Source organism: Stieleria maiorica, from assembly GCF_008035925.1.
In the GTDB taxonomy this organism is placed as follows: Bacteria; Planctomycetota; Planctomycetia; order Pirellulales; family Pirellulaceae; genus Stieleria; species Stieleria maiorica.
Genome location: NZ_CP036264.1, coordinates 719,121 through 745,573, shown reverse-complemented (window position 1 = coordinate 745,573; position 26,453 = coordinate 719,121). Strand labels below are relative to the sequence as shown.

General features: G+C 59.6%; 21 protein-coding genes. 11 read left to right on the top strand and 10 right to left on the bottom strand.

The genetic code is table 11. From position 1 onward, the window contains the following. Nucleotides 1-9: 9 nt before the first annotated feature. The 3 genes from pckA to Mal15_RS02280 form a co-directional block, all read right to left on the bottom strand. Nucleotides 10-1,608: a phosphoenolpyruvate carboxykinase (ATP) gene (gene pckA / locus Mal15_RS02290; RefSeq protein WP_147866268.1), complete on the bottom strand. Its 1,599-nt coding sequence runs from the start codon at nucleotides 1,606-1,608 to the stop codon at nucleotides 10-12. A gap of 419 nt (nucleotides 1,609-2,027) precedes the next feature. After that, nucleotides 2,028-2,951, bottom strand: coding sequence for a hypothetical protein (locus tag Mal15_RS02285; RefSeq protein ID WP_147866267.1), 924 nt, complete (start codon nucleotides 2,949-2,951; stop codon nucleotides 2,028-2,030). After that, complete coding sequence (locus tag Mal15_RS02280; RefSeq protein ID WP_147866266.1) at nucleotides 2,948-3,778, bottom strand: hypothetical protein; 831 nt, start codon at nucleotides 3,776-3,778, stop codon at nucleotides 2,948-2,950. The genes Mal15_RS02285 and Mal15_RS02280 overlap by 4 nt, the downstream gene beginning before the upstream one ends. Here Mal15_RS02280 and Mal15_RS34870 point away from each other — a divergent pair. Both Mal15_RS34870 and Mal15_RS02275 read left to right on the top strand, forming a co-directional pair. Beyond that, nucleotides 3,777-3,911 (top strand): hypothetical protein, encoded by a 135-nt coding sequence (locus tag Mal15_RS34870; RefSeq protein WP_261344584.1) that lies wholly within the window; start codon nucleotides 3,777-3,779, stop codon nucleotides 3,909-3,911. The genes Mal15_RS02280 and Mal15_RS34870 overlap by 2 nt on opposite strands. A gap of 805 nt (nucleotides 3,912-4,716) precedes the next feature. Continuing rightward, complete coding sequence (locus Mal15_RS02275) at nucleotides 4,717-6,015, top strand: citrate synthase (protein ID WP_147866265.1); 1,299 nt, start codon at nucleotides 4,717-4,719, stop codon at nucleotides 6,013-6,015. A gap of 265 nt (nucleotides 6,016-6,280) precedes the next feature. Here Mal15_RS02275 and Mal15_RS02270 read toward each other — a convergent pair whose 3' ends face one another. Next, complete coding sequence (locus Mal15_RS02270; protein WP_147866264.1) at nucleotides 6,281-6,547, bottom strand: hypothetical protein; 267 nt, start codon at nucleotides 6,545-6,547, stop codon at nucleotides 6,281-6,283. A gap of 98 nt (nucleotides 6,548-6,645) precedes the next feature. Between Mal15_RS02270 and Mal15_RS02265 the strand changes: the two genes are divergently transcribed. Next, a complete protein-coding gene (locus Mal15_RS02265; protein ID WP_147866263.1) occupies nucleotides 6,646-8,358 on the top strand; it encodes a hypothetical protein in 1,713 nt (570 codons plus the stop codon). A gap of 302 nt (nucleotides 8,359-8,660) precedes the next feature. Here Mal15_RS02265 and Mal15_RS02260 read toward each other — a convergent pair whose 3' ends face one another. Further along, nucleotides 8,661-9,233: a PDZ domain-containing protein gene (locus tag Mal15_RS02260; RefSeq protein ID WP_233903236.1), complete on the bottom strand. Its 573-nt coding sequence runs from the start codon at nucleotides 9,231-9,233 to the stop codon at nucleotides 8,661-8,663. A 540-nt stretch (nucleotides 9,234-9,773) separates the two neighbouring features. Between Mal15_RS02260 and Mal15_RS02255 the strand changes: the two genes are divergently transcribed. Genes Mal15_RS02255 through Mal15_RS02245 form a run of 3 tightly spaced genes read left to right on the top strand, consistent with a single transcriptional unit; the run spans nucleotide 9,774 to nucleotide 14,889 of the window. After that, nucleotides 9,774-10,229 carry a BlaI/MecI/CopY family transcriptional regulator gene (locus Mal15_RS02255; protein WP_147866261.1) on the top strand — a complete coding sequence of 152 codons (456 nt, stop codon included), beginning with the start codon at nucleotides 9,774-9,776 and terminating at the stop codon, nucleotides 10,227-10,229. After that, nucleotides 10,226-13,636 carry a M56 family metallopeptidase gene (locus tag Mal15_RS02250; RefSeq protein ID WP_147866260.1) on the top strand — a complete coding sequence of 1,137 codons (3,411 nt, stop codon included), beginning with the start codon at nucleotides 10,226-10,228 and terminating at the stop codon, nucleotides 13,634-13,636. Before Mal15_RS02255 ends, Mal15_RS02250 begins: the two co-directional genes overlap by 4 nt. A gap of 47 nt (nucleotides 13,637-13,683) precedes the next feature. Then, nucleotides 13,684-14,889 carry a zinc ribbon domain-containing protein gene (locus Mal15_RS02245; protein ID WP_147866259.1) on the top strand — a complete coding sequence of 402 codons (1,206 nt, stop codon included), beginning with the start codon at nucleotides 13,684-13,686 and terminating at the stop codon, nucleotides 14,887-14,889. Between the two features lie 72 nt (nucleotides 14,890-14,961). Here Mal15_RS02245 and Mal15_RS02240 read toward each other — a convergent pair whose 3' ends face one another. Then, a complete protein-coding gene (locus Mal15_RS02240) occupies nucleotides 14,962-16,320 on the bottom strand; it encodes a hypothetical protein (RefSeq protein ID WP_147866258.1) in 1,359 nt (452 codons plus the stop codon). 571 nt (nucleotides 16,321-16,891) lie between these two features. On the opposite strand from Mal15_RS02240, the gene Mal15_RS02235 reads away from it, so the two are divergent. Beyond that, the gene (locus Mal15_RS02235; protein ID WP_167546589.1) at nucleotides 16,892-17,719 is read left to right on the top strand and encodes a PEP-CTERM sorting domain-containing protein; all 828 of its coding nucleotides are present in this window, start codon (nucleotides 16,892-16,894) and stop codon (nucleotides 17,717-17,719) included. 193 nt (nucleotides 17,720-17,912) lie between these two features. Here the strand turns inward: Mal15_RS02235 and Mal15_RS02230 are convergent, their stop codons facing one another. After that, nucleotides 17,913-19,490: a glucan biosynthesis protein gene (locus tag Mal15_RS02230; RefSeq protein WP_167546588.1), complete on the bottom strand. Its 1,578-nt coding sequence runs from the start codon at nucleotides 19,488-19,490 to the stop codon at nucleotides 17,913-17,915. Between the two features lie 339 nt (nucleotides 19,491-19,829). After that, entirely contained in the window at nucleotides 19,830-19,985 is a 156-nt protein-coding gene (locus Mal15_RS33890) for a hypothetical protein (RefSeq protein ID WP_167546587.1), read from the bottom strand. A 282-nt stretch (nucleotides 19,986-20,267) separates the two neighbouring features. On the opposite strand from Mal15_RS33890, the gene Mal15_RS02225 reads away from it, so the two are divergent. From Mal15_RS02225 to Mal15_RS02215, 3 genes are all read left to right on the top strand, one after another. Next, nucleotides 20,268-20,675 (top strand): hypothetical protein, encoded by a 408-nt coding sequence (locus Mal15_RS02225; RefSeq protein ID WP_147866255.1) that lies wholly within the window; start codon nucleotides 20,268-20,270, stop codon nucleotides 20,673-20,675. A gap of 3 nt (nucleotides 20,676-20,678) precedes the next feature. Next, nucleotides 20,679-22,661, top strand: a complete 1,983-nt coding sequence (gene mdoH / locus Mal15_RS02220) for a glucans biosynthesis glucosyltransferase MdoH (RefSeq protein WP_147866254.1) — start codon at nucleotides 20,679-20,681, stop codon at nucleotides 22,659-22,661. 110 nt (nucleotides 22,662-22,771) lie between these two features. Further along, the gene (locus tag Mal15_RS02215; RefSeq protein ID WP_147866253.1) at nucleotides 22,772-23,629 is read left to right on the top strand and encodes a GumC domain-containing protein; all 858 of its coding nucleotides are present in this window, start codon (nucleotides 22,772-22,774) and stop codon (nucleotides 23,627-23,629) included. A 157-nt stretch (nucleotides 23,630-23,786) separates the two neighbouring features. On the opposite strand, the gene Mal15_RS02210 is transcribed toward Mal15_RS02215, so the two are convergent. Beyond that, nucleotides 23,787-25,121: a 3-keto-disaccharide hydrolase gene (locus Mal15_RS02210; RefSeq protein ID WP_147866252.1), complete on the bottom strand. Its 1,335-nt coding sequence runs from the start codon at nucleotides 25,119-25,121 to the stop codon at nucleotides 23,787-23,789. 108 nt (nucleotides 25,122-25,229) lie between these two features. Then, nucleotides 25,230-25,904, bottom strand: coding sequence for an FMN-dependent NADH-azoreductase (locus Mal15_RS02205; protein WP_147866251.1), 675 nt, complete (start codon nucleotides 25,902-25,904; stop codon nucleotides 25,230-25,232). Between the two features lie 150 nt (nucleotides 25,905-26,054). Between Mal15_RS02205 and Mal15_RS02200 the strand changes: the two genes are divergently transcribed. Then, complete coding sequence (locus tag Mal15_RS02200) at nucleotides 26,055-26,369, top strand: winged helix-turn-helix transcriptional regulator (RefSeq protein WP_147866250.1); 315 nt, start codon at nucleotides 26,055-26,057, stop codon at nucleotides 26,367-26,369. Nucleotides 26,370-26,453: the final 84 nt, after the last annotated feature.

Below are 26,453 nucleotides of genomic sequence, written 5' to 3'. Positions count from 1 at the left end.
GTGACGCTCTCAGCCGATGACGGTTTGGTGCAGCAGCGGTCCGGCGGCGCGGACGGCTTTGCTGACGCCATCGGCGTAGGTGACAAAGTTCTTGTGGAACAACTCCGCCAGTTTCCCCGCGGTGGCGTCATAGGCTGCCCCATCGCTCCACGTCTTGCGCGGGACCAGCATCTCGTCGGGCACGCCGGGACACTTGGTGACGACTTCCAATCCGAAGCAGGGTTCGGTTTCGGTCGGGGCGTCTTTGAGGCCACCGGAGTGAATCGCGTTGATGATCGCTCGCGTGTAGGAAAGCTTCATCCGGCTGCCTTCGCCATAGGCCCCACCGCTCCAACCGGTATTGATCAGCCAAACATTTGCCTTGTGCTGCGTGATTCGTTTGGAAAGCAATTCGGCGTACTTACCGGGATGCCAGACCAAAAAGGGGCCGCCGAAGCAGGGCGAAAACGTCGCCTCCGGTTCGGTGACGCCGACTTCGGTGCCGGCGACTTTGGCGGTGTAGCCGCTGATGAAGTGGTACTCGGCCTGTGCCGGCGACAGCTTGCTCACCGGCGGCAGGACACCGAAGGCGTCGCAGGTCAGGAAAATCACATCGGTCGGGTGCCCAGCGATGCAGGGGATCTTGGCGTTGGAGATGTATTCGATCGGATAAGCACCGCGTGTGTTTTCGGTGATGCTGGAGTTGTCAAAATCGACGTGGTGATCGGCTTGATCGTAGACGACGTTTTCCAGCACGGCCCCGTAGCGGAGTGCATCAAAGATTTGCGGTTCGGCATCACGGGTCAGATAAATCGCTTTGGCATAGCAGCCGCCTTCGATGTTGAACACGCCGTCATCGGTCCAGCAGTGTTCGTCGTCGCCGATCAGGTCTCGGTTGGGGTCGGCCGACAACGTCGTCTTGCCGGTGCCGGAGAGTCCGAACAGGACCGAAGATTGACCGGTCGTGGAATCGGAGGTTGCCGAGCAGTGCATCGGCAACACGTTGCTGCGTGGCATCAGGTAGTTCATCAGCGTGAAGACGGCTTTCTTCATTTCGCCGGCGTACTGCGTGCCCAGGATCACGACCTCGCGTCGTTCCAGGCTGAGGTCCACACTGGTCTTGGACGTCATCCCGGTGGTGTAACGGTTGGCGGGAAAGGCGCCGGCGTTGAAGATGACACAGTCCGGAGTGCCGAACTCCGCCAGCTCCTCGCGGGTCGGCCGGATCAGCATGTTGTGCATGAACAGCGCATGGTAGGGACGTGCGCAGATCACGCGGACCTTGATGCGATACTTCGGGTCCCAGCCGGCGAACGCGTCCAGGATGTACAGTCGTTCGCGGGTATTGAGATAGTCGATCGCACGTTCCCGGTTGACGAAAAACGCGTTCTCGTGCAGCCCGATGTTGACGCTGCCCCACCACACGTCGTCGGAGGACTCGGGGTGTTCGACGATCCGTTTGTCCTTGGGCGAACGGCCGGTTTTGTCACCCGAATAGGCGATCAACGCGCCGGTGTCGGCCAGCGTGGCCTGTTTCTCGTAGCGCAGGGCTTCCTCGTAAAGCGTCGCCGGGGAAGCGTTTCGGAACACGTTTTTGACATCGATTTGATATTCGGATAGATCAAACATTTTTCTGATACTGCACTTTATCCCTGAGAATCCATGGTTGGTGAAACGAGGTCGTCCCGGAGGATCGTCAACACAACTTCCCACGTCGAACTTGAATTCCACGGCACACCGCGCGCCAAATCCGTGCACCGAATCGTTTGTCCTTCGATCCGCCTCTTTGACCCGGTTGCGGCGAAAACTCGAGAGATTGCCCACGAGGGTCGCAATCGTACCTCCCGTCGATCGCGCGCGATAGAGCACAGTGACACCGCGTTGTCGTGCGAAAACCGCGCGCCCAGGTGCCGCTTCCCGGACTCTAACGATCCGCGACAAACGGGGGCATTGGTGTTGGTGTACAGGCTTTAGCCGCCCGGTTTCGCTGCGTCGCAGCGACCGGGAATCGCCTCAAGGCTAAACACCAACGGTTGCTGAATCTCGTTTCACCGATACCCGCGAGATTCGTTCCCGCTCTCATTTCGCAGCCGGGCGCGATACCGTCCGCCGCCGAGGTACTCGCCGATCAGGTCGCGGCGCTGCGGGTTCCAAACCGTCTGCACGTCGGTCGCCGAGAGGACCGGTGGGTTGTCCGAGAGGAGGGACAATTCGAATTTAATTGCGATGTTGGTGTTGTCATGGCCGAGTCCACGCTTGGTCCACGCGGCGATTCGAACCGGTACCGGAACGAATGCGCTGCCGGGTTGGCGGATCAGTTGCTGTATCCCCACCTGATTTGGAAACACGGCTTGGCGGTAGCCGCTCCACGACGCACCGACGGATCGAAACGGCGGCGGCGGCAGGGTCTGACGCTGAGTTTCAAAATCGGCTGCGTCGCTGGACAGTTCCCATTGCATCGGAGCTTCTTTCTGGAAAGAGTCCAGGATCTCAAAGCGATAGGCGTGATCGGCCAGCAGCGGAACGGACCACGTTTTTTCGCCCGGTGGAATCTCGGTATCCTTTTCCGCAGCATCCCCTGCCCCATTCGCCGAGCCGTTCGTGGGAGTGACCGTCCACGAGAGATCGACGGACAATCGATGACCGCCTTCGGGAACATAGAACGTGACAGCATCAGCGCCGTTCAAATTGGACAGGATGCGGTCGCCGCCGAGCGCGCCCACATCATCGGCCGATCGGCACTGCCGCAGCACGTCCCACACCACGTCCAGATCCCGGTTGTATTGACGTTCCTGTTCTTGTCGGATTCGGCCCTGTTGATTGAGTTCGGCAAGTTCTCGCTTTGTCGCTTCGATCCGACCGGCCAGCGCACGGCGGGCCGCGATCACCCAGCCGAATCCGGCGACCAGGGCCGCCACGGTGATGAAGAACAGAACCGTCGAGAAATTAGGGAGCCGAGTTTTCGAGGTCATGGTTGATTCACGATGCCGGGAAAGGGATCGAAGCCGCTCGGTTGATCACTCAGCCACAGACTGCCGTGATGGGCTGCGTCCTGTCGGGTTTCGTCTTCCATCGTCACCTTGATTTGGATGCTCTGCAGCCAAGGCAAGCGGCGCGATTTCAGGACGTCGAACTGTCGCAATCCGCTGATGTGATGGGCGCCGGAGCTCGGCACACCCTCACTACGAAAGGATGAATCCAGAAGCGGTTTGTCGTCGATCCGAATCGCGATCGGCAGCTCCCGACCGTTGGACGGTCCGGTTTGAACCGCCAGCAGTTGCTCGCCGGGCGCGAGTCGCAGTTGATAGGGACCGGGGTCGGCGAATCCGCTCGCTTCAACCGGTGTCTGCAACTGGTCAAGCTTGTCGGGCGACCGGGAAATGCCCTCCGCCGGAACCACGGCATACTTCAACCAAACCTCTCGATCGGTCGGCACGAGAAGGCGATAAACGACCGGCGGTTGCGATTGGCCCAGACTCAACTGCGGGACGGTCCGCAGTGAAAGGACATCGGCCCCACGAACCTCGATACCGCCGTACTTCTGCTGGATCCTCTCAAATTGTCGTTCGGCCCGCTTGCGCACCGTGCCCATCGAGGCGTATTCCTCGCGCTGGTGCTGCCGGACCCATTGCCGCTCGGGATCGTCCAACGCCAATCGCTGCCGAAGCGCTTCCGCCTCCAGTCGCAACTGCAACCGGATCGCTTCGTCGCGGCGAAAATTGCGGATCTCCATCACCAAAGGGAACAAGATCGCGCACACCAGCATGATCGCGAGTAGTGATCGGATGGAAAAACGCATGGAATTTTCTGAGGCGGAAGCGGCTCCCTGGCCGGCACAACCGGATCGCGAACTGGGCGCGCCGCATCGCCACGACCATTGGTCCGAACGGCGTGTGCTCGGTGGCCAAGATAAGCGACAGGAAAATGGCTGACAAGAAAATCAGAGTTTCTGTCAAGGACATCCGACGATTGTTTCGCAAACGTTGAATCAGCACCACGCGAGGAATCGACGCCGATCCCATGCCAGCGGGACGCGTCAGCGAGCGACCCCGCGTCTTGTTCCCTGGCTCCGCCTGGGGACACGTTGTGCCGGAGGCTCCGCCTCGCGGTGGTCCGCGACGTGTGGCGGAGCCACACCGAAATCGCGTTCCAAGGCGGAGCCTGGGAACGAGGGCGATGCCAGCGGGACGCGTCAGCGAGCGGCCCTGCGCCTTGTTCCCGGGCTCCGCCCGGGGACACGTTGTGCCGGAGGCTCCGCCTCGCGGTGGTCCGCGACGTGTGGCGGAGCCACACCGAAATCGCGTTCCAAGGCGGAGCCTGGGAACGAGGGCGTTGATTGAATCAGCCGTTTGGCGCGAGCCTTCGGGCGACAGTGCATTTTGTTGGGATTGGAGGCCCGTACGCTTGCGCGAAACGGCTGATCCCACGTGTGATCGAATGACATCAACAGGCCGGCTAGCGAACGGCTTGGACCTGCCTTGTCCGTCAGCAGCGGTTGCTCAGATTTCGGGCGACGGGGGGTAAATCGGATTGTCGGCACGTGTGCCGCAGGTGCTCAACTTTGGCAACCGTTCGCCCCACAGAGCGTCTTTTCTTGCGTTTTCGCGTGTGCGAAAAGGCACGTGCAACGAGACCGGAGGGACGGTGGTTGAACGGCACAGGAGATGCTTTAGAAAAATCTTCCTATTCACCCTCACCCCTTTCCGATCCCGAAACTTGCCACACCCGACCGGCCCCATGAGTGCAGAAACCATCGATTCCGCGGAAACCACTGAACTGAACCTTGGCGAATCGCGAGTCGAGCTGCCGGTGGTCGTTGGGACGGAAAATGAACGTGCCATCGACATCTCGGCCCTTCGCAGCAAAACCGGATTCATCACCCTGGACGAAGGCTACCGAAACACCGGTTCGGTGCGGTCCGGGATCACCTTCATCAACGGCGAAGAAGGTGTGCTGCGTTACCGCGGGATTCCGATCGAGCAGCTCGCCGAATCATCAAACTTCATCGAAACGGCGCTATTGCTGATCTATGGCGAACTCCCTTCGGCCGAACACCTGGCGCATTTTCGTTCGCTGCTGACCGAGCACGAGATGATTCATGAAGGGATGCGGAACTCGTTCTTGGGTTACCCGACGCATGGCCATCCGATGGCGATCTTGTCCTCGATGATCAACACGCTGTCATGTTACAACGCCGATGTGATGGTGATGGAAGACGAAGCGACGTTTGAAAACGCGGCGGCCCGCTTGATCTCCAAAATCCGAACCGTCGCCGCTTATGCTTACAAGACGTCGATCGGTCACCCGCTTATCTACCCGCGCCCGGAACTGAGTTATTGTCGCAACTTCCTGCACCTGATGTTTTCCACGCCCAACCGAGATTATGAACCGGATCCCGATGTCGTTCGAGCGTTGACCTTGTTCCTGATTCTGCACGCCGATCACGAACAGAACTGCAGCACATCGACGGTGCGGATGGTCGGTTCCTCGGGGGCAAATCTGTTCGCGTCCTGTTCCGCCGGCGTTTGTGCCTTGTGGGGGCCGCTGCACGGCGGAGCCAACGTGGCCGTGATGGAACAGCTGAAACGGATCAAGAGTTCCGGAATCAGCGTCAAGGAACTGATCGAGCGTGTGAAGCAAAAGAAGGAGAAGCTTTACGGGTTCGGTCACGGAGTCTACAAGAGCTATGACCCGCGGGCCGAAATCCTTCGTCGTCACGTCCCCAAGGTGCTGGGCAAATTGGGTCGCAACGATCCGTTGTTAGAGATCGCCAAGGAGCTGGAGGAGATCGCGCTGAGCGATGACTACTTCGTCAGCCGCAACCTTTATCCCAACGTCGACTTCTACTCTGGGATCCTGCTGCGAGCGATCGGAATCCCGGTCAACATGTACACCGTGATGTTTGCCATCGGTCGCATGCCGGGCTGGATCGCGCACTGGAAAGAAGTGCATGACAGCAACAGCCGGATCTACCGGCCGCGGCAAATCTACAGCGGGCCGACGACGCGCGACTATGTTCCGATGGACTGGCGTTAGTGCGTTGGTTCTGTTGGATTTTAGTAGTCCGCCGTAGCTCGGTTCTCGAGTAGCGGAACTCGCCAAGAGTTTCGCGCCGGCGCGGCGACGCCGCTCCGGGAGGCCGAAAGCCTTGGCGGCTTCCGCTACGACACGAACCCGAACAATGATCTGCAGCGGACTGCGATGCCAGGATCGCCGCGGATCCCCACGCTCTGACGAGCGTCGCTGCGTCAAAGTGGCGTTGTCCAGGCAGACAGCACCACATCGATCTAGCACCTGAGATTCACTTTGCGACTTGCCCGCGATCAACCAGCCGGCGGGCATCGGCGACCGCGGCATCGAGTTGCTGACGAAGCTGGATCGCGATGGGGCCGGTGTTGCTGAGCGAGCCGTCGCTGGCTTGCTGTTCGATCTGAAAGGCGAGCTCGCCCATCGAAGCCAGCCCGAGCGCCCGCAAGATATCGACGAGCAGCGCCCGGTCACCGGCGCACAACTCCAACGCCGCTGACCAATCCGACGACAAAAAACGTCGCACAAGTTGCGAACCCATTTTGTCGCAGGGCCGTAGAACCTCTTCACGTTGACTGACGGTTCCCTTGCTTTGTGAGCGAACCGAGCTGAACTGTGTTTAAGCAGGGGGTCGGTGTGATGGATGGTGATCAGGATTCTGTTGCCACGTCGGAACTTGCTTCCCCGGTCAACGCCTCCCCGCCCGGTCGAGCGTCTTTCGCCCGGTTTCTGTACAACCAGAATCCGTTCTATCTGATCAGCTGTTTGTTGGTCATCTACGGGTGCCAAAGTCTCGCGGTTTCCGGCGGCGGATTGATCGACAAGTCGCTTTCGATGGCCGGAGGGATTGCCACCTACACGTTGCTGATGGCGGTGGTCTGCGTCGGCGTGGTGCGAATCGCCAAGGTTTGGGATGACGCGCGGTCGATCTTTCTGGTCGTCGTGATCAGTTTGGTCGCAGTCACGACCGGCTTTGACGAACTTTGTATCGGGGATCAACCGATGGCCAGGGCGTTTGCTTGTGTCGCCGCGGCGCTCGTGTTGCTGGTCGTCGAAAGCGTGCTCTGGTCATGTGGGATCCGATTGAGTTTCTGGTATCGGATCGCTTTGTACGCTCATTTCGCGGTTCTGATCGGATTCCCCCTCTTGCTCGGGAATGCCGTTGCGACGCGCAATGACCCGCTCGCCAACTGGGGATCGGTCTTGTTTTCGGCGGCAATCGGCGCGAGTGTCTTGTTGCTGATTCCGGCAGTGCGGCGCGGTCAGCAGTCGGTGCGAGAGAACGGAACGCCCTGGACTTGGCCGCTGTATCCGCTGTCGGCGTTCGTGGTTTTGATCGTGTTGGCGGGCATTCGATCCCACGCGATTTGGATGTCGTTCGGCTTTTACGGGGTGGCCGGAAAGTTTGAACCGTTTTTGTTATTGCCGATTCTGGCCGCCGTGATCGTGTTGATCGCCGAAGCCGGACTGGGCCAACGCAATCGAACCTTGCAAGGCCTGGCGGTTGTTTCGACGTCAGGCTTGTTGCTTTGTGCGTCGACCCGCGGGGGAGCGACTTGGTTGCCGATCCAAAGTGACTTGGCCTATTGGTTCGGATCTTCGCTGACGGTCACGCTGGGCGTGGTCTTCTTGGTTTATTCGTGGATGGCGCTCCGCGGCGTGCGCTATGCCTCGTTCGCAGTGCCGACGACCTTGTTGGTAACAGGACTGGCCGCGCCGATTCCGGAAATCGGACAGACCTATGGTCTGGGGTCGTGGATGTTCCCCGCAGCGGCCTGTGTGATCCTGTTGGTGATGACCCTGGGCCGCATCGATGCCGATTGGTTGTGGGCGGCGCTTGCGGGCATGGCGGCGACGACGATCGCGATGGTCGGCGATGCCTACGGCCGGCAGACCGACGGGCTGATCGCCGGAGTGGCGTTTGCGACGCTGGCGATGCTGGTGATCGGGGCGACCTTCAAGACTCAGCTGGCGGTGTTCTTGCGCTACTCGGCCGCCGGGGTGATGTGCTTCGCGGCGACGGTGATCGTGTTCCGTTTCCTGCAGGACCCGCGCGGTTTGATCCTGTACGTGGTGGCGGGAATGGCAATCGTTTCGGTGAGTTACGCGTTTCTGGTTCGTCGTCGCGGTTGGTTTGCGGTCGCGGTGTTGCAAGCGGTGTTGTTTTGCGGAACGTTCAGCTATCAGGGGCACCGTACCGGCAAACTGCGGCGGATCAACTGGCCGATCGCTTCGGGATTGATGTGCCTGTGCGTGGGTGTTGCGATCACCACGGGCAAGACCGGTCTGTATCGCCGACTGGCCGAACGCAAAGGAGACGGGCGACCGAGTCGTTTTGAAAGCGGGTTGTGAACCAGTGGGACAGGCTTCCAGCCCGCCGCGAATGCCAGCCCGTCGCGTAAGCAAGGGGCACGGTGCGATTGACCGGAGGCCGCTCGCTAACCGGCCTGTTGATTTAGTCCGATCACACGTGGGATCAGCCGTTTCGCGCGAGCGTACGGGCTTCCTGTACCAAGAAAACGCTCTGGCGCCCGTAGGCTCGCGCCAAACGGCTGATTAAATCGACAGGCCGTAACGCGTCCCGCTGGCATGAGACACCGGGCGCTGGCCGCGGAGGAAGTGCAGTATGATTCGGGCAGAATGATGTTGATCGTTTACTCGGTGACATCGTGGTGATGTTCTGCCGCGAGGATCCGAATCGCATCTCGCATCAAAACCATTTGCCTGCGCAGCATTGCGACTTCACGTTCCAGACGGACCACTCGAGCCGCCGTCGCTTGGCGAATCTGCCCCTCCACGTCGTCGGCGCCGCTAAATCGGATTTCGCGTTCGTACTCTCGGTTGTTACGGATGTAAACTAGTTTCAGGGGCGAACCCAACGGATGGTTCAACAGCGCCGTCTGGGCGTCCAACGGAGTCTCGATGTCGGCTTCATCGATTCGCACGATCTTGTCGCCTTCGATCAAACCCGCTCGGTCGCCGGCCAACCCATCGGCCACACGAACCACCTCGACACCCAGTGCTGCGTCCTCCAGCGAGACGCCCAGCACCGGTTTTCCATCAATCGCCTCCGCATCGACCGGGTCCGCAATCGAATCGGTCTTGAATTGGTCCAGTTCAATGATGATCGCGTCGATCGATCTTGAACCGCGGTCGTTGGTCGCGACGGTTTCCTGGGCGGTGGCGGGTTGGTGACTGGCGTGAGTGAAGATCACGGCGAAAATCATAGCCGCGAGGGTCCAGCGGTAACGCCGCGATGATGGTGTCTGCCGGTTGCAAGCTGGATCAGTTGTGGTTGGTTTCGTGGACATTGGTCGTTTCTCGATCAACAGGTTGGATTCAAGTGGTTTGCATTTGACCGAATCGAGGCGCGGTGGATGAAAGGGAGCCAGGGCGCGTGGATCTCGGTATCGGAAACGGCGTGGACGCAACTCGCATGCCGAACATGCCAGCCCGCCGCGTGAGCAAGGGGCGCAGGATCGCCAGATTCCGACTGAATCGATTTCGCCAATCTTCTTACCTCTCCAGCCAGCCGAGGCGTGTTGTCATGTCGATGGGAATTAGGAGAGGGATGGCAGAATGATACGGGGCAGAATGATGAAACATTTGGGCTGACGCCAAACGGCTGACCAAATCGACAAGCCCTAATGCGTCCCGTTCGCGCCCCCCTCTTTTGAGTTTTTGGCAACTTTCCCTTGCATTACCGACACACTGTCGGCAACAATGCCTACACCTTGTAGTCAACCAGCCGATCGAGGAGAGTGCCGATGAACCGGGCCGAGCCGCCGCCGTTGACCGATGTACAGCGGGAACTGATGGAAGTGTTCTGGCAGCACGGGGAAGCCACCGTCAGCCAGGTGCGCGAGCAACTGGAGGCCCAAGGTCGCTCCGTCGCCCGCAACACCGTGCAAACGATGATCGTGCGGCTGGAAGAGAAGGGATGGCTGCAACACCGCAGCGAGGGCAGAACCTTCGTCTATTCCGCGCTGCGGCAGCGAAAGCGATCGCTCGGTGTGAAGGTTTCACAGCTGATCGATCGGTTCTTTGCCGGTTCGCCCGAAGACATGGTGAACGCACTGATCGAGTACCGCGGTCTGACCAGCGAGGAATCGCAGCGGATCCGCAAGATGATTCAGGATGCCGAACGCGACTCGGGCGATGGTCCGAGTGAATCCGAAAACAAAACTTCCAAACGCGGCAAACGACGGGGAAAACAATCATGAGCGTCTTTGATGTTTCCTGGATGGGCGGTCTCGTTTTGCACGTCACCGTCATTCTGGGCGTCGCGATCGGTTTCGACATGGCGGCCGCTCGGCTTGCGGCGCTGCGTCACTGGATCAACGTCGCGGCGATCGTCCTGATCTTGGCCGCGCCGATCTCGATCGTGTTGTTGCAGCGATTGGATCCGGGGTGGCTGCGTGTCAGTTGGGCCGGCCCGTCCCGGTCGGCGGCCGAATCGGCACCGGTCGAACCGGCTGTGATGGAACAGCCGACGCCGACGACGCATCAAAATTCGCCCGATAACGTCACTGATCAAGCGGACGACTCTCCAATCATCGCTGCACTCGCTGAATCACCGATCGAGAGAACGGACTTGAGGGACGACGTGAGTCTGGCGACACCATCCGCACCTCTGGCCCAACGACCCGACGTGCAGTCGGCAACACCGGCACCCGAAACTCAATCGCGATGGGTGGACTGGATGCACGCCCTGACACCATTTGCCTCGGCGACATGGTTTCTTGGCGGCTTGGTCTTGCTGATTCGGATGACGGTCAGCTTGTTGCGTGTGCGTCTCCTGCTGCAGAGGGCTCGACCGGTCTGTGATTCCGGCGCGTTGGATGTTTTTGCCGAGGCCTGCAAGCACTTGGGCGCGGACAAGCACCGAATCGCCCTTGCGACGTCCGACCGCACTGATACACCTTTGGCGACCGGCATCCTGCGTCCTTGCATCGTTTTGCCCGCTGAAATGCCGGGAACCGCGACACGGCAGCAACTGCTGGAGGTGCTGATTCACGAACTGGCGCACGTCGCGCGGCGTGACCAGATGGTCGTGTTGCTTCAGCACCTTGCCGCGGCGCTGTATTGGTGGCATCCCCTGGTCCACCGCGTCAATCGGCGGCTTGGCCAGGCCCGCGAGGATGTTTGTGACAACCATGTGTTGGCGGTCACCGATGGAGTGCAATACAGTCAAACCTTGTTGGACATTGCCCAGCGACGCAGCGGACATGGTGCACCGATGGTCGTCGCCGGTCTGTTTTCATCGCAGTGGAAACTGGAACATCGCATCGCGTCGCTTCTGGATCGTCGCCGCAATCGATCGACGCGGGTTTCCACGCGTGGATGGATCGCCGTGGCGATGGCGACCTGCATCGCGGTCGGGCTGGGCAGTCTGGCGTCGATGGCGTGGGGGATCGAGAATCCTCAAACGCCGACGAATCAGCCGACCGCTGAACCCGTTTCCGCAGAGACAGACGACGCCGATTCCGATCCAATCGAGACGAAAACAGGGGACACCGAACCCGACACGCCGATCCAGGGGACGGTACATAACGAAGACGGGCAACCGATCGCCGACGCGACGGTATTGTTGGTGTACCGTGTCGGCGAAGACCGCCAACTCCATCGGACCACTTCAAAGACCGACAGATCGGGACGCTATCGGTTTGGTGATCTGCCGGTCGGTTCGTCGGAACTGCCTTACATCTCCATACGCGTTCATGCATCCGGATATGCGATCGGACAGCAAAACGTGACTCGCTATCTCTCGCAACCGGATTCGTTCACCGAACTGGAGGACATCGACGTGTCGTTGGTGGCCGCGGATGCTTGCGTGGTCGATGTCGTGAACGAACAAGGCGAACCGGTTTCGGATGTCTTGGTCGAACAAATCAACACCAACGGCGATCACGCCAGCAATCTCTATATCTTTCCAGAAGACTGGGCAGCCTTCGATCTGGAATCGCCCCGCTCGAATGCCGCGGGGCGACTGACCATTCCGTCGATCGATCGGTCACGCAACTACGACTTGCGGCTGTCACATCCGCAGTACGCTGCGACGCCGGTATGGGAAGTCGAGTTTGGAAACGAGCCGCTGCGAGCAGTGATCGAAAAAGGGAATGCAGTTCGCTTCGTCGTCACGTGCAAAAGCGACCCTGATCTGATCGACCAGGCGACGATCGAAGCCACCGTCTCGGAGGACGGTGGCCACAGCGTGTTGACATTCGATGTCGATGCGAGCGGCGTGGTCCAAGGGCGACTGCGCGACCGACACACCACCATCAACATCGCACACCCGACGCTTGAAGGGTTGCCGTGGTATTTCTATCGTCCGGCGGAGCCCGAGATGCCGTTTACGTTGCACCGGACCGGTGTCGTCGAGGGAACGGTCGTCCATGCGACCAGCGGTCAAGGCGTTGCCAACGTCAGCGTGCGTTTCGTCCAGGACAACCGCGTGATCAAGCAGGTCGGAACCGATGCTGACGGCCGTTATCAGTGCACGCTTGCCGAAGGGGAGTATCGCGTTTCGGTCGACATGGCCTCTGGGAAGTGGAAATCGTCCGAGACGGAGGTATCCGTGGAAGTTGCGGCGTCGAACACCACGTCGATCGAGCCGCTCTCGGTCCAGCCGGAATCCATGATTCGGGGACGCGTCGTACTCGCATCGGGAGAAGGAGTTCCGAGTGCGATCATCGTTCCTCACCTACGTGAGTCGCCGGTCATCGCCGACGAAAACGGCGACTTCGAGCTCGAACCGTCCCGACGCATGCGAACGATTCAAGCGTTTCATCCCCACCAGCGACTCTCCCGTGTCGTCGCCGCTCCGACCGACGGGCAAGACCTGCGGATTCGCCTCGCACCCGAAGGCGTTCTCACCGGCGTCCTGCGTGACAGAGCCGGCAAAACATTATCCGGCGTCCCGGTAGGGCTTGGTGTCCGGTCTGGCAACCTGGGCGGTCGGGCCAGATCAAGCTTTCGAACCACGTTGCTCCGAGATTTCACCGATGAATACGGTTTTGTCCGATTCGCCGGACTTAGTGAAGGCCTGGAATATGGGTTGGCTGTCGAAGGCAGTTCGCGCGCACGTTTTGGTGATCGCACCGTCAGCCGTAGTGATTGGCATACGGTCCCCAACCTGCCTGCCGCGCCTATCGAAATCGAAGTGTCGCCCGATTTAATCGCCCAGCTTGAAACCGTTTCTTCGTATCGCGAGGCACCTCTGGAGATCCAGCCCTTCGGCCAAGTCGACTGGTTCGATGGCCGACGTCTTGATGTCGACGCACTTCGGGGGCAATTCGTCTTGATTTCGTTTGTCTGGCATCCAGGACAGTTCGCAGAAACGCAACTCTGCCAACAGATTTATGGTGACCAGGGCTTGGACGTTGTGGGTGTCGTGAGTTCTCAACAAGCTGGTTCCCCGGCGACAAAACGACTGTTGGAGAAGAACGACTTCCCGATCGCGATCGATAACCCGCAGGCACGTGTGACGGAACGTTACGGCCAATCCGATGGTATCGGATCGATCATCTACGACAGGGCGGGCAAGCGGGTGCGGACGATCCGGCGGAGCGACAACCTGTTGCCCATCCTCCGATCGATCATGCTGTATGATGAACGGCTGCAGCAGTGAACAGGATGGCGTGAGTCATCTTTGAAACTCGTTTCCCAGCGGCGACCATGGCACAAATCGTTCTCTGTCCGAAATGCAACGCCCGTGTTTCGGTCCGTGAACGGCAGGCCGGTCGGCGGGTGCGATGCCCGGCGTGCTCGCAGCCGTTTTTGACCGCGCCGGCCGCCGAGAACTCCGCTGGCGATCATCAGGGCGAAGATTGGCTGGGGCTGGAGGATTCGCCTTCCGATTCAAACTTCGCGCCGCAAGCATCGCAAGGCACGGAGCAATTTCGCCTGCGTTGCCCCAAGTGTGAGAGCGTCAAGTACGTCAGCGTCCGTCAGGTCGGCAGCACGGTGCGCTGCAATGATTGTCACAGCAGGGTCAGGGTCCCTCGGCCACCGAAGAAGCTTGTCGCATCGTCATCGTCCGCTTCCCAATCGGCGCCACTACCGGATTCGTTTCCGAGTAGCGAACTCCATCCCTTCGAACGCCGCACCGAAAACGCCGGGCTGGTGATCGATAACTTGATGAAGTCGGCCGAGGTGGTGGTGGAGCAGGAGGCGGAGGATCTTAGCCGCACCGAAAACGCGATGAACAGCTGGGTCAAATCTGTCACCAGTGTGTTCGTCGATCCGGGCGTCGTGATTCATCTGGTCGCCGTCGCTTCGCTGCTGGCGGTTTCGGTCGCGGCGACGGTCGCACGGCCGCGGCTTGGGTTTGCGACGTTCCCCGTGATGGCGATCGGGTTTTCACTGGCAATGACCTGCGGACTGGCGATCGTCGATGCGGTCGCCAACGGCAGCCGGACCGTGGAAGACTGGCCGACGATCGATCTGTACGCATGGCTGGAGTCTTGTTTGATCGTCGGGGCGGCGCTGGTTTGCTCGGTGACACCGGCGCTGTTTTTGGCGACGTTGTTTTCAACGCATACGCTCGTCACGGTGAGCCTGATGCTGCTGGGGGCGCACCTGATGTTTCCGTACGTGGTGCTGTCGATCTTAGACAACCAGACCGTGATGGCGCCGGTTTCTTTTGACGTGTTTCGTGGCTTTCAGCGTTCCCGGCGCGCGTCTCGGCTGTTTTACTTTGCCGCCGGAGCGACGTTGGCGGTGCCGCTGGTGTATTTCGCGTTCGCGCCGCCCGAACCGATTTACGCGGGCGTTGGTGCAGCGATCTGTGTCGCCATCGCTTTCCTGTACGCCGCCATGTTGGGACGGTTTGCCTATTCGCTGGGAATCAACAGCGAAGAGGATTGCCAGCGGGACGCGTAAGCGAGCGGCCTCCTTTCAACCACCACGTGCCCCTTGCTTACGCGACGGGCTGGCATTCGCGGCGGGCTGGCATTACGCCTTCTGCGTCAACGGCCTGAGTTGGTCGCAAAACAATTCCAGCAGCTCTTTCGTGTCGCGTTCGCCAAACAGATAGGGATCACAGCGGAGTGAAAAGCACAGTTTGCGACCGTAGATGCTGGACGACAGCGTGCTGCGGGTGTGTTTGCGCAGCGGGGGCACGCCGGTGATCGCTTCGAGCGTGAATTCATCGCAAGCGATCTTGCCGCGTTGCTTGGGCAGTCGGCCGGTGAAGCGGCGTGAAGGGTCGCCGGCGTTGGAAAACACGCCGGTGGCAAGACAGCCGCCGTACTTGAGCAGCTTTTGCATCACCGAACCTTCCATGGCCGACGTCAGCGCGTTGACGAAGGCCGATTGGGGCGCGCCGTTTTTGAGCGCCAATGTGTCTTTGATGACCGAATCCATCAATCGCTTGTCGTCTTCGATCTCGGCAGCCGACTTGGTGACGAAGGTGCAGGCGGTCATGTTGCAGGCCGGGATCTCAAAATCTTGTCCGTCGCGCATGTCGGCGGGAACGAGCATCCGGATCTTGCGTGATCCGGTCGTCGGCCCGTTCCACTTCAGCGCCGCTTGAAACATCTTGCACAGGAACAGGTCGTTCAGCGTGCCACCTTGAGAGGTCGCGGCGGTCCGCAGCGTCGCCAGATCGCCGGCGGAGAACTCCTGCTTGACCATTCCCGGCAAGACGAACTTGTTGGGCGGCGAGGCGGGAGGTCGCAGCGGGGCGGTTCGGGTGCTGAGATGGTTCCAGCCTTCGGCGACCGCGATCTTCAGTTTCTTAAAGCCGCTGTCGTGGATGCGGATGCTGCGCATTTTCGACCGGCGGACTTTCAAGAGGGCACTGTCATAATTACCCAGTTCGACCTTGCCTTCGCAGCTGGACAACCGCTTCATGTAACACCCCAGCAGGTCGCCGACGAAGCGGTAGGCGCCGGTGCCGTCACAGGCCGAATGGTGAAATTGCATCGTGACGCGGGCCGAATCGGCCGACTGCCGGACCCAGATGCGGAGCCCTGTTTCGGTGCGAATGTCGATGTAGCCGTTGTTCTTGAACTCCACCGGCACGTCGCCGTCGGCCCAATCGACCGGTGAAACTTTGTCGGGAGCCAGAACCCAGCAGAGGCGATTCTTTTTGGCCAGTTCGATGACGCAGAACAGCAGCGGATGGCGTGATAGCGCCTCGTCGAGCGCGGCTTGGAAGAGGTCTTGGTCCAATTGGCCAGAAAAATCCAGGTCCAAGAAGAACGACATCGTGTACTCGGGGCTGTCGTCGATCAGAAAAAACCAGTCGATCGGCGGCACGTACAGCGGAAACGTGCGTCCATAATCGGGCAGGGAGTCTTGTCTGGACATCGACTTTTCGAATCAAGAACCGAGCGTCCCGGTGGCCTGCGTCATTGCAGAGCGGTTTCACCGAGCGAGCCATCGCACAAGATTAATTGTCGCGGACGCGTTCCGACAGCGGGGTGGTCATTTCAACGGCCAAAGATTCCGGATCCGGCGGAGGAGCGACCGGCCCTGGAGCATTGATGCGTGTGCGTTGCGGGCACATGTCACGGCGCGTCTCGTTGCGATGGTGTACTTCGAAAAATCGGCCCACGGATGGCAAGGCGTACGCACGGATGTCATCCAGCCTGGGATCCGCGGGGACGCCTTGCCATCCGTGGGTTTTCGCTGTTGATCCATTCCAGTAGCCAGTGATCGACGGGCCCAGTGTCTGATCTCCGGCACCCGCGTTCAACCCGCAAGGTGCGCCCGGTCGTCGCACCGAACTTCGATCATTTGTACATCCCGGCGCGGAATAACATCCCATTCGCTATAGTGCCCGACATCAACCGGGGCACTGCGACGATTTATATTTCCTATCCGCCCCCATTTGTACCGCGGAGCTGACATGCCGCTGCGTCAACGAACCCCGCGTCCGGTGAACCGAAGTCCCTGGCGCACCTTCACCCCATTCATCCCGGCCTGTCTGTTTTGTTTGGTCATCGGATGGAGCCAGATGGCGCAAGCCGATGTCATCGCACGCTTTGAATTTGAAGGCAACGACTACACCACCGAGACCAGCAATCCGAGCGGATTCAACACGGGGCTGAACCTATCCAGCAGCGTCTCCAACGCGGGTGTGACGGTTAGCGAATTGCAGTTTTCTCGCAACCTGGATCCCACGGCCGCACTCGGCTTCGCCGCCGATGACTACGACAATGCGCTCGGATTCAGCACCGACGAGAATGACGATCGATCACTCGAGTTCACGAATCAAGTCGTTTACTTTGACGTCAACGTCCACGTCGGATTCCGACTGAATCTGCAATCGATCAGTTTCGACTCCTTGAAGACTCGCGGGACGAACACCAGTGGTGCCCGCGTCACCTATTCCTTGTTCGTCAACCCAGAGGGTGACCCTGCGGTTGACGGCTTGCTCGGCGACACCGACTTTCTGACCAACGTGGCACACGACCATCACGCACCGGGTGAAGCGGGAGCCGAATCGACGGGCGAGGATTTTTCGACCGGGCGTTGGAACACCGGTCCGATCGACTTGAACGGTGTGCAAGCGGCCGCTGGCACCAACACGTTTGCGCTGCGACTGTACGGCAGCGAAGGTGCGACGAGCGACCAAGACTTCGGCATCGACAACCTGATCCTGTCCGGCCAAGTCACCGCCATCCCCGAACCGGCCACCACCGCGGTGATTCTCTTGAGCATCACCGCCGCCAGCTGGCGGCGACGCCGATCCCAGCAGGCGTAAGCATTACGCGATGCTTCACGATCAACGGGCCGGTCGCTTTCCGTGATCGTCGCGGTGCGACTGGGGGGCGACAGCCCGGAAGGGCATCGTACTTGAAGCAGCGACACCCGTGCTGGTGTTTAGCGTTTAGGCGACTTCCCCTACGCTGCGGAGCAGCGAAATGTGGCGGCTAAAGCCTGGACACCAGCGAAAACTATTCTTCTCGCGTGTAAACGGCGGGGTAGACGAACTCGGGCGTTCGTGGCGGACAGAGGTAGCGAAATTGCTCGGTGAGTGCTCGGCCTGCGTCGAGTAGCCGGACACTTATCTCGGCCGGCGCGTCTTCGTTCAGCCGCAGCGTCACGGTGGCAATCCAGTCTCCCGCGTCGGTCCGCTCGACCGCCTTCTTCACCACGGTTGCGCGGATCGTTTCGACGTCGACATGGATGCTGGATGCTTCGGACATCTGGGCGACCGCAGTACCGGCAAAACGTATCGCGATCTCTACGCTGTCATTCGACTCACCGCGTTTGAGATTGAAGTCGGTGGCCCGGCCGACGTAACGCTGCTGGCCGTGATCGCCGGCAAAGAACCCGACCGTGTAATCCAGCTCAAGCGGCGTTCCGGGCTTTGGTTGCTCTCGGGGAACCCAATAGGCGCCGATGTTATCGACGCCTTCGTGGGCGCCGGGCAGCTCCAGCAATTCGATGACACCGTCACGCCAAGGTTCTTTGGGCGTGACCCAAACACTGGGCCGCAAATCGTAGCGCGCGTTGTGGTCGTCGAAATGAAAGAACGCTCGATTGCGTTGAAGCAATCCGAATCCGCGAAGCTGCGCCACATCAATCCGACTGACCGATGGATAGCTCTGCCGCGCGAAGGCGCGCCAGATCCATTCCGACTGTCCGCCTTTGCTTGCTTGACGGATCAGCAACCCGTCCGCGTCGTGGCAAGCCGGACGACTGTCTTTGGGCGGACCGGCCAGGCCGTCGCCCCACATCCACATGCTCGTCAGCGGAGCCAAGGCAACCTTTTCCACAGGACTGCGAAAGTGCAACGTGCTGCGGACATCCAGCCGAGACTCCCATCGATCGGGTGTGAACATGAACCGGTACGCGCCGACCACGCTGGGGCTTTCCAGCAGTGCCAAGACCTGCACCTTTGACTCGGGCGGTTCCGGTTGAACGACCCAGAACGCGTGGAAAAACGGAAACTCTTCGTCGTGATTGAGTGCCACGTCGACCGCCAACGCCCGAGCGGAGGTGCCGTAGCGTGTCTCGGCACTCCGGCCACGAAAGTAGCTCGCACCGAGAAACGTCAACAACTCTTGCCCGCCCGGCATCCCGTCCAGCGTGCTGATCAGTTTGATCCCGGCGTGTCCCGCATCGTCGTCAATCAAAGCGGGATCGAGTTGCTCGCCATACGTGAAGTTGGCTTTCTGGAAAGGGACTTCAGCGGTGCCTGATGGCGTGACCGCAAACACACGCACCTTGTCGCGCTGGACGAATCCGCGATGGAAGGTCTCAAAATATGTCCGACGTTCCTCGCGCCAGATCGCAAGATCGGGCTTGTACGAAATTCGCTCGTACTGCTCGTAAGGCAGATCGGCCAGCGCCGCGGGCAACGTGGCTCGCGGCGGGGCCGATTGAGTTGATCGCTGGCGAGCGAGTTGTTGAAGGTCACTGAAACAACGGATCGTCGAAAGCGGATCACGTGCGGAGCATCGGCACGCGAAGCCGCCGAACATCACCACGACGGCTAGACCGAATGAGGAACATTGCGAAAGATCCACCGGAATACCCCTACGCATGAATTAAGAAAACCAGAGAAGAACTGAAACACGAGCCAGCGTCGCAGCGAAGGAACGTCCATCAGCAGACTAGAAATGCGGTCGTTGCAAAAAGGTGTGGTGCGTACACTGGCGACGCCACGCGCAGTTGCAGTTTCCACGCGCAGTTGCAGTTTCCACGCGCAGTTGCAGTTTCCGTGCCATCAAAGACTCGGTTCCATCAGAAACTCGAGCCCATAATTCAATTGCGATCATCCCAACGTCACCCGTCGGCTACGTGATCAAACGGTACCCAAAGGTTCTCAATCGATGAATGCTTCGACGCGCCTTCGACGCGACACTTCACATTGATCGGAAATCGCGCAACGGCTGCTCGATTTTCTTGCCGTTGACATCAATTGATTCCACCGCGTATGTAAGTTTCATGAAATGGCTCACGCGGGAGCCGAACGCTGTGCTGCGGCGTGAATTCAAGTCTGCCCCGTTCTTATCTTCCAACGGTGCTTCGATTCACGCTAATCCCATTCGGGGACCTTGGTAGCAACTCCTGATTCCATCCGACCGACGGAATTCTGGAATTGCCCAAGAGAATCGGTACAGCGTTTGAACCGTCTTATCAACCGAAGCTCTCCGCTTTCACTTGGTCGTTTATGGATCGAGTGCGGTGTAGCCCCTTCTCTCAACTCAAAAAGCAAGTCCATGTCATTCGACAATACCACGGCGCCCGTCTGGACGCCTGATCTCTCGGTTTCATCGTTTGTATCCACACGTCCATCTGCGGTGAACACGCCTGCAGTGCGGATGGAGCATCGCGGACCGACGTTGCGTTTGGTTGAACGCTACCTGCGTGAAAGCCGCATGGTGAAGGAGGAAGTCATCGACCAAGAAGCGGAGCGTGTCGTCGCGCAGGTCGAACGTACACTCGGCAATTGCGACAAGGTCACCGCAAGCGAATTCAAACGCAGTGCGCTGCGGTTGGCCGCCGAGAGGATGGATGCCATCGCGACCGGCGTGCTACCGAGCGTGGTGCCGGTGGAGACACCCGCGGCGATGGCCGAGGCGGAGGAGGTCCGCGCTGTTTGTTGGCTCCGGCCGAGATTTTGGTCCGGCTTGGCCACGCAGCGATTCACGCAAAGTGGCATCGCACGCGTTGGATCATCCGTCCGCCCCTCTCTCACGGACGAATGAGTGATGGACCGTACACGTCTTTTTCGCGCTGTGGTGATCATGGTGACATTGGTTGCCACCGTAATCGCGACGAGCCACTACTACGTTGTCATTGCGGGCGGCCCGGGTGTTCAGATCGCCGAGATGTTGACCGTTCCGCTGTTCGCGTTGTTGTTCGCTTGGATCACGTTTTCGTTTTGCCTGGCAACCGTGGGAGCTGCGAGCCTTGCGCTGGCGCGTAACCGGGGTGGGGAGGCGATTCATCAACGTGAGGCTATGACAACAGCGCGGACGGCGGTTCTTGTGCCTGTCTACAACGAGTCGCCGGAGCGTGTCTTCGCGGGGATCCAGGCGATGATCCAAGATCTGGCCGATCACGGCGCAGCTTCCACATTCGACTTTTATGTGCTCAGCGATACCACCGACCCGGAAACCTGGTTGCAGGAAGAAGTTGCCTGGGCGCGTTTGAGCGAAGAACTGGGGGAGACCAGCAAGGTTTTTTACCGACGTCGTCCGCGCAATGTTGCCCGCAAGGCAGGCAACATCGCAGATTTTTGTGAGCGTTGGGGACAAGAATACCTGTTCATGATTGTTCTGGATGCCGACAGTTTGATGTCCGCGTCGACGATGATCGAAATGGTGCGGCGGATCTCGCAAGATTCCAAAATCGGCATCCTGCAGGTCCCCCCCACCCCGGTCGGCAGAAACTCGTTGTTCGCCCGGCTACAACAGTTCGCCGCGCAAGCCTACGGGCCGATCTATGTTCAGGGGTTTTCCTTGTGGGCCGGTGATGAAGGGAATTACTGGGGACACAATGCGATCATTCGCGTGCAGGCATTCCTCGATCACTGCGATCTTCCGGTCTTGCCCGGCAAGGCCCCGCTGGGCGGTGAGATTCTGAGCCATGACTTCGTCGAAGCGGCATTGATGCTGCGTGCCGGATTCAAGGTTCAGCTGGCGACGGATCTGGGCGGCAGTTACGAAGAATGCCCGACGACGCTGGCCGACTATGCCATCCGCGACCAACGCTGGTGCCAAGGCAACCTTCAGCACACCAAGTTGGTGGCTGCCGAGAACTTTCGTGCGCTCAGCCGATTCCACTTTGCCAATGGCGTGCTCGCGTTCGCCACCGCGCCGCTTTGGATCGCGTTCACCGTTCTGTGCGTGGTCGGTGCCGCCGTCGAGCGACACAGTGCATCCGATGCGACAACCGCTTCAAATTCCGCAGGCGAGACCGCCCTGCTCCTGTTCGCGGTCTCGATGGCGTTACTCTTGTTGCCAAAACTTTGGAGTGTTTTGCTGGTGATCCGACATCCTTCACGCGCGCCGGACGGTCGCATCGCACACGCGTTGAGTGCGTTGATCGAAACGGTTGCGTCGGTTCTGTTGTCGCCCATCATGGCGTGCTTTCACTCCTGGTTCATCCTCGCCGCCCTCGCGGGCGTGAACGTACGCTGGTCGACGCAGCAGCGAAATGAACACGTGTTGACGTGGCGGGAGGCTGCGAGACAGTTCGCGGGGTTCACACTGTTGGGCATCACCTGTTTGGCCTTGATCGCCTGGGCGATGCCGTCGTTGTTGCCCTGGTTCTTGCCGATGATCAGCGGACTGCTGTTGTCGATTCCGATCGCCAAGCTGGCGAGCAGCGTGACGCTGGGGCAGTCGCTGCGAGCCTGCGGGTTGCTACTGATCGCCGAGGAGCAATCACCTCCGCAGGTCATCCGATACCACGAGGGAGCGTTGCGTTGCAGCGAGTCATTTCGCTACCCGATCGATCGTCGGCCGCTGTTTGAACAATTCTTGCTGGATCCTGCCCTGAACGTTTTGCATGGCAGGATTCAGGACGCAAGCAGTGCGATCATCGCGATGAATCCGGCAGATGCGTGTACGGCAAGGTCGCTATTGATGTCCCACGGCGCCCACGCCATTCCGCCCAGTCTGCACCGCGCGATCCTGCAGGACAGCAGGTTTTTTCAACAGCTGCATCTGGAAGCCTGGGTTCGGTAGTCGCTAGCAATTCTTCGGAAAGACGAAATGGGTGCGGGGCTTGGGAGCATCGATTAGCATATTCATGGTTGTTGAACTCCGTTGCATCCCCGTCCACACCGAGTCGATTGATGACCGAAGGCAACCAGTCTCCCGCACGTGACGTTGAACCTGATCTGTTCCCGGTCCGCAAACGAAGCTCATTCCGGAGGAGACTCTGGTGGTCTGTTCCGCTGGGGCTGGGCATCGGCGTGGCGTTCAGCCTGACATTTCTGCGCGACTACCGGCCGTGGTATCAAGCATCGGCAGTGCTAGCCGTCAACGCGGATAGCGGTGCGTTACGACCGCCAGGAGGCCTGACCCGCGGAGTGAGGCATGTCATTCTCAGCGATGCCATCTCCGAGGCGGTGCTTTCCCATCCCACAATCGCAAATTCGCCGATGCTCTCCGATCCCGAAACGGCGAAAGAGAACTTGGCGATGTATCTGTCCGTCGATCCGGGCGACGACGGAAGCGTGATGAGTCTTCGTTTTATTGATTACGACCGCACGGCATCGGCGGCGGTTTGCAACTTGATTGCCGAGGAATACCTGGAACGCTGTATCCAGTTCGATCGCAAGCGATTTTCTACCTTGAAGCAACTCCTTGAATCGGAGATCACATTGCTGAAAGAAAGGCTGGAGGAACAGCAGCAACGCGTCGTCGATTTATCGCGTGAATCGCCAGAACCCAGTGCGAAGCTGCAGTTCGCGACGGATGACCTGGAACGGACGCAGGTATTACTGGCCAAATTGACCGATCGCATGGCCCAAGTTCACGCGGAGGCCAAGTCGGGCAATTCGGTCCAATTGGTTTCCAGGGCAGTTGCCCCGCCGCATCCATTGAACGGCTTCCCGACCAACAAGATTGTCACGGCGATGACCATCGGGCTGATCATCCCTCAGTTGATGGGTTTGGCTTGGGGAACGCGGCGGCGACCAATCTGGTAGCGGCAGGGGGAAATACCGGGCCGGAAGAAGTTTGGTCAAAAAATGGGCGGGTCAAAAAATGAAGCATCCAGCCGACTCCATCTTTGACCAATCAATCTTTTGCCAGGGTCGCCGCGATGGGTCACGCACCGCGCGGCGATCGCTGGATCATCGGTGGTCAGTTTTGCTGTGGCTCTGCCTTTTCCTCTGCGGGTGCTTCCTCTTTGGCTGCCGGCTTTTCGTCAGCGTTTTTCTCGGCGGCCGGTGTTGATTCGGCGTCGTCCTTCTTCTCCGGCGTCTCTGCCTTCTCCGGCGCGTCTGCCTTTTCAGCTGCCGCTGCCTTCTCGGCTGTTTCTTTGGCGGCTGATTCCTCCGCCGGCTCTTCCGCGGCTTGTTCCGGTGCTGGCTTTTCGTTCCATTCCAGTTTGGCGGCTTCTTGGCGTTGTTTCTTGGACGCGATCACGGGGAAGTCGGCGGTGGTGATGCCGCGGTCGACGATCCAGATGTTGCGGAACCGGACGGGGTCACCGTGGTCTTGAATGTTGATCGGCGACAACGTCGGCTCTTCGGCTTTCCCGGCGCCGGTTTTACTGGGCAATTCGACGTCGTCTTGGACCTTGACGCCGTTGACCCAGCTGGTCACCCGTGCGTTGCGAATCTTCTTTCCGTCCGACGCCCAGCGCGGCGCGGTAAAATGGATGTCATAGGTTTGCCAGACCAGCGGAGGGAAGGCCATGTTCACGGCGGGGGCTTTCATGCGGTAAAGCGCCCCGAGTCCGTTGAACATTTTTTCGGTGCCGAACGAATCGAGCACCTGGCACTCGTAGCGGCTTTGCAGATACAGCCCACTGTTGCCGCGCTGTTGGCCTTCGGCTTGCGGCATGTAGGGCAGTCGAAATTCGACGTGCAGGTCAAAGTCCTGGAACATCGGTGAAATCAGTGCGCCTTCTTTGAGCAACCCGTCCTCGGTCATTTCGGCACCCACGAAGTGATCAACGCCTGTGCCGTCAAACAAGACGGTCGCCCCCTCGGGCGCCTTCGCACCCAGCGTGGGGCTGACGCGGTGGACGCGTTTGAGCCGGCCGAGCAGTTTGCCGCTCGAGCTGACGAGGTTGCAACCTTTGGGGTCGACGAAGATCGCCCACGGACCGCCCGAAAGCACCAGACTGTCCTTGGCTCTAAGCCCGATCAGCCGCATTTCTTCGCTTTGGTGTTTCGGCTCGCCCGGCAGGGCGCCGTAGAAGGCCATCGCGTGAAACTGGTCGCCGGCGACCGGGCGGATCTGCAGCGCGACGGTTTGTTTCTTTTTCTTTTCACCCTGAACCTGAATTTGACCGGCAAACTCACCCATTAAGGGGTAGTTCGGCTCGTCGGTCGGCGGCGTCGTGTACGCCGGGCCTTTGCCGGGAATGATCGTCGGTTCCTGGGTAAAACTCGGTGCGGGAATCAGCAGCGCCGCGATGAACAACGCCGGGGCGGAAAGAAATCCAAGCTTGTGAAAGTGCAATGACATGGGAGGCAATCAGCCAATTCGGGGAGCCGAGGCGGGGGAAACTGCAGCGTGTGACAGGAGCCGTCCGAACCGCATTGGAGGTCCGACGAACCACTGACCTTGCAGAGTCTAATTCGCGCGGCACGACGACACCACTTCGGGGGCCGGAAAATTCGCCTCGGCAAGTTCCATGAGCCGGCGGCGAGCGGAGTCCAGGGAATCGGCCAGGGCAATCCCACCGTGTTCATCATTCTCGGCAGCGACGATTTCGACTTGCTCGACACCGATGAACGAAAACACCGTGCGCAGGTGGGGATCGAGGTGGTTTCGCATCTCGTTGGGACCACCGGGACCGTACCCTCCGTCGCCTCGCGAGACCACCGCGATCAGGCGTTTCCCGTGGACCAGTGGGGTGTAGGCTGAATCGGGATCATCGGGGTGAAAATCAAACGTCCGACCGACGCGAACGATTTGATCGACATAGGCCTTGAACCCGCTCGGCATGCCGAAGTTATAGAACGGAATGCCGGCGACAATCAGGTCGGCATCGAAGAGTTCGTCAATCAATTCGTCGCTCAACCGCAAGGCGGCCCGCATGTCTGCGCTACGCCGGTTCGGTGGCGTAAAGGCGGCGGCGATCCAATCCTGTGTGACATGGGGCAACGGGTCTGTTCCGAGGTCGCGAGACGTCACCGTGCCGTGCGGATGGATGCTTTTCCATCGCTCCACGAAGTCGGACGTCAGGCGACGTGTGTGCGAGCGATCAAAGCGCGGGCTTGAGTTGATATGCAAGAGGTGAGTCATCACAATGCTCCAGTTTCAGCGGGGACGATTTCCAGGAACCGTGTCGAATAAGGATGTCACGGCCGTGCGGGTATAATGTCCGGGCAATCGGTCGGAGCAACCGGGCACAAAGAGGTGGGGTACTTTCTTTCAGGTAAGGAATGGAAAGCAATGAGCGATCCAGAGGTGACCGAAGTTTTTGAAAAGTGCTTGGGGTGCCGCTACATGGTGGCACTGCTGCGGCACATTGAAGACGGCGTCAATCGGCCGGGGCAATTGCAGCGGGCCGTCGACGGGATGACGGCGAAGGTGCTTTCGGAACGTCTGAAGCGTCTTGTTGAGTATGGGATCGTTGAAAGAGCGAGCTATCCCGAAATCCCACCAAGGGTCGAATATGACCTGTCCTCGTTTGGGCGACGGTTGCTGGAGATTATCGATGAAGTCGACGAACTACAAAGGCAAGCTCGGATGACGAAAAACGGGTGAGCGTGAGCCCGAAGCTTCGTTCGGGGCGTCGCCCCACAATCAATTAAGGAGAAGTTTCAGATGCCGTTGGAGAAAGTCGTCGGC

Excerpts from the sequence above, each read along its gene's own strand:
- Mal15_RS02210 (WP_147866252.1), bottom strand. The coding sequence starts at position 25,121 with ATGTCATTGCACTTTCACAAGCTTGGATTTCTTTCCGCCCCGGCGTTG.
- Mal15_RS02285 (WP_147866267.1), bottom strand. The coding sequence starts at position 2,951 with ATGACCTCGAAAACTCGGCTCCCTAATTTCTCGACGGTTCTGTTCTTC.
- Mal15_RS02255 (WP_147866261.1), top strand. The coding sequence starts at position 9,774 with ATGAACCGGGCCGAGCCGCCGCCGTTGACCGATGTACAGCGGGAACTG.
- Mal15_RS02240 (WP_147866258.1), bottom strand. The coding sequence starts at position 16,320 with ATGTCCAGACAAGACTCCCTGCCCGATTATGGACGCACGTTTCCGCTG.
- mdoH (WP_147866254.1), top strand. The coding sequence starts at position 20,679 with ATGGACCGTACACGTCTTTTTCGCGCTGTGGTGATCATGGTGACATTG.
- Mal15_RS02280 (WP_147866266.1), bottom strand. The coding sequence starts at position 3,778 with ATGCGTTTTTCCATCCGATCACTACTCGCGATCATGCTGGTGTGCGCG.
- Mal15_RS02215 (WP_147866253.1), top strand. The coding sequence starts at position 22,772 with ATGACCGAAGGCAACCAGTCTCCCGCACGTGACGTTGAACCTGATCTG.
- Mal15_RS02245 (WP_147866259.1), top strand. The coding sequence starts at position 13,684 with ATGGCACAAATCGTTCTCTGTCCGAAATGCAACGCCCGTGTTTCGGTC.
- Mal15_RS02200 (WP_147866250.1), top strand. The coding sequence starts at position 26,055 with ATGAGCGATCCAGAGGTGACCGAAGTTTTTGAAAAGTGCTTGGGGTGC.
- pckA (WP_147866268.1), bottom strand. The coding sequence starts at position 1,608 with ATGTTTGATCTATCCGAATATCAAATCGATGTCAAAAACGTGTTCCGA.
- Mal15_RS02250 (WP_147866260.1), top strand. The coding sequence starts at position 10,226 with ATGAGCGTCTTTGATGTTTCCTGGATGGGCGGTCTCGTTTTGCACGTC.
- Mal15_RS02270 (WP_147866264.1), bottom strand. The coding sequence starts at position 6,547 with ATGGGTTCGCAACTTGTGCGACGTTTTTTGTCGTCGGATTGGTCAGCG.
- Mal15_RS02275 (WP_147866265.1), top strand. The coding sequence starts at position 4,717 with ATGAGTGCAGAAACCATCGATTCCGCGGAAACCACTGAACTGAACCTT.
- Mal15_RS02260 (WP_233903236.1), bottom strand. The coding sequence starts at position 9,233 with ATGATTTTCGCCGTGATCTTCACTCACGCCAGTCACCAACCCGCCACC.
- Mal15_RS34870 (WP_261344584.1), top strand. The coding sequence starts at position 3,777 with ATGGAATTTTCTGAGGCGGAAGCGGCTCCCTGGCCGGCACAACCGGAT.
- Mal15_RS02265 (WP_147866263.1), top strand. The coding sequence starts at position 6,646 with ATGGATGGTGATCAGGATTCTGTTGCCACGTCGGAACTTGCTTCCCCG.
- Mal15_RS02205 (WP_147866251.1), bottom strand. The coding sequence starts at position 25,904 with ATGACTCACCTCTTGCATATCAACTCAAGCCCGCGCTTTGATCGCTCG.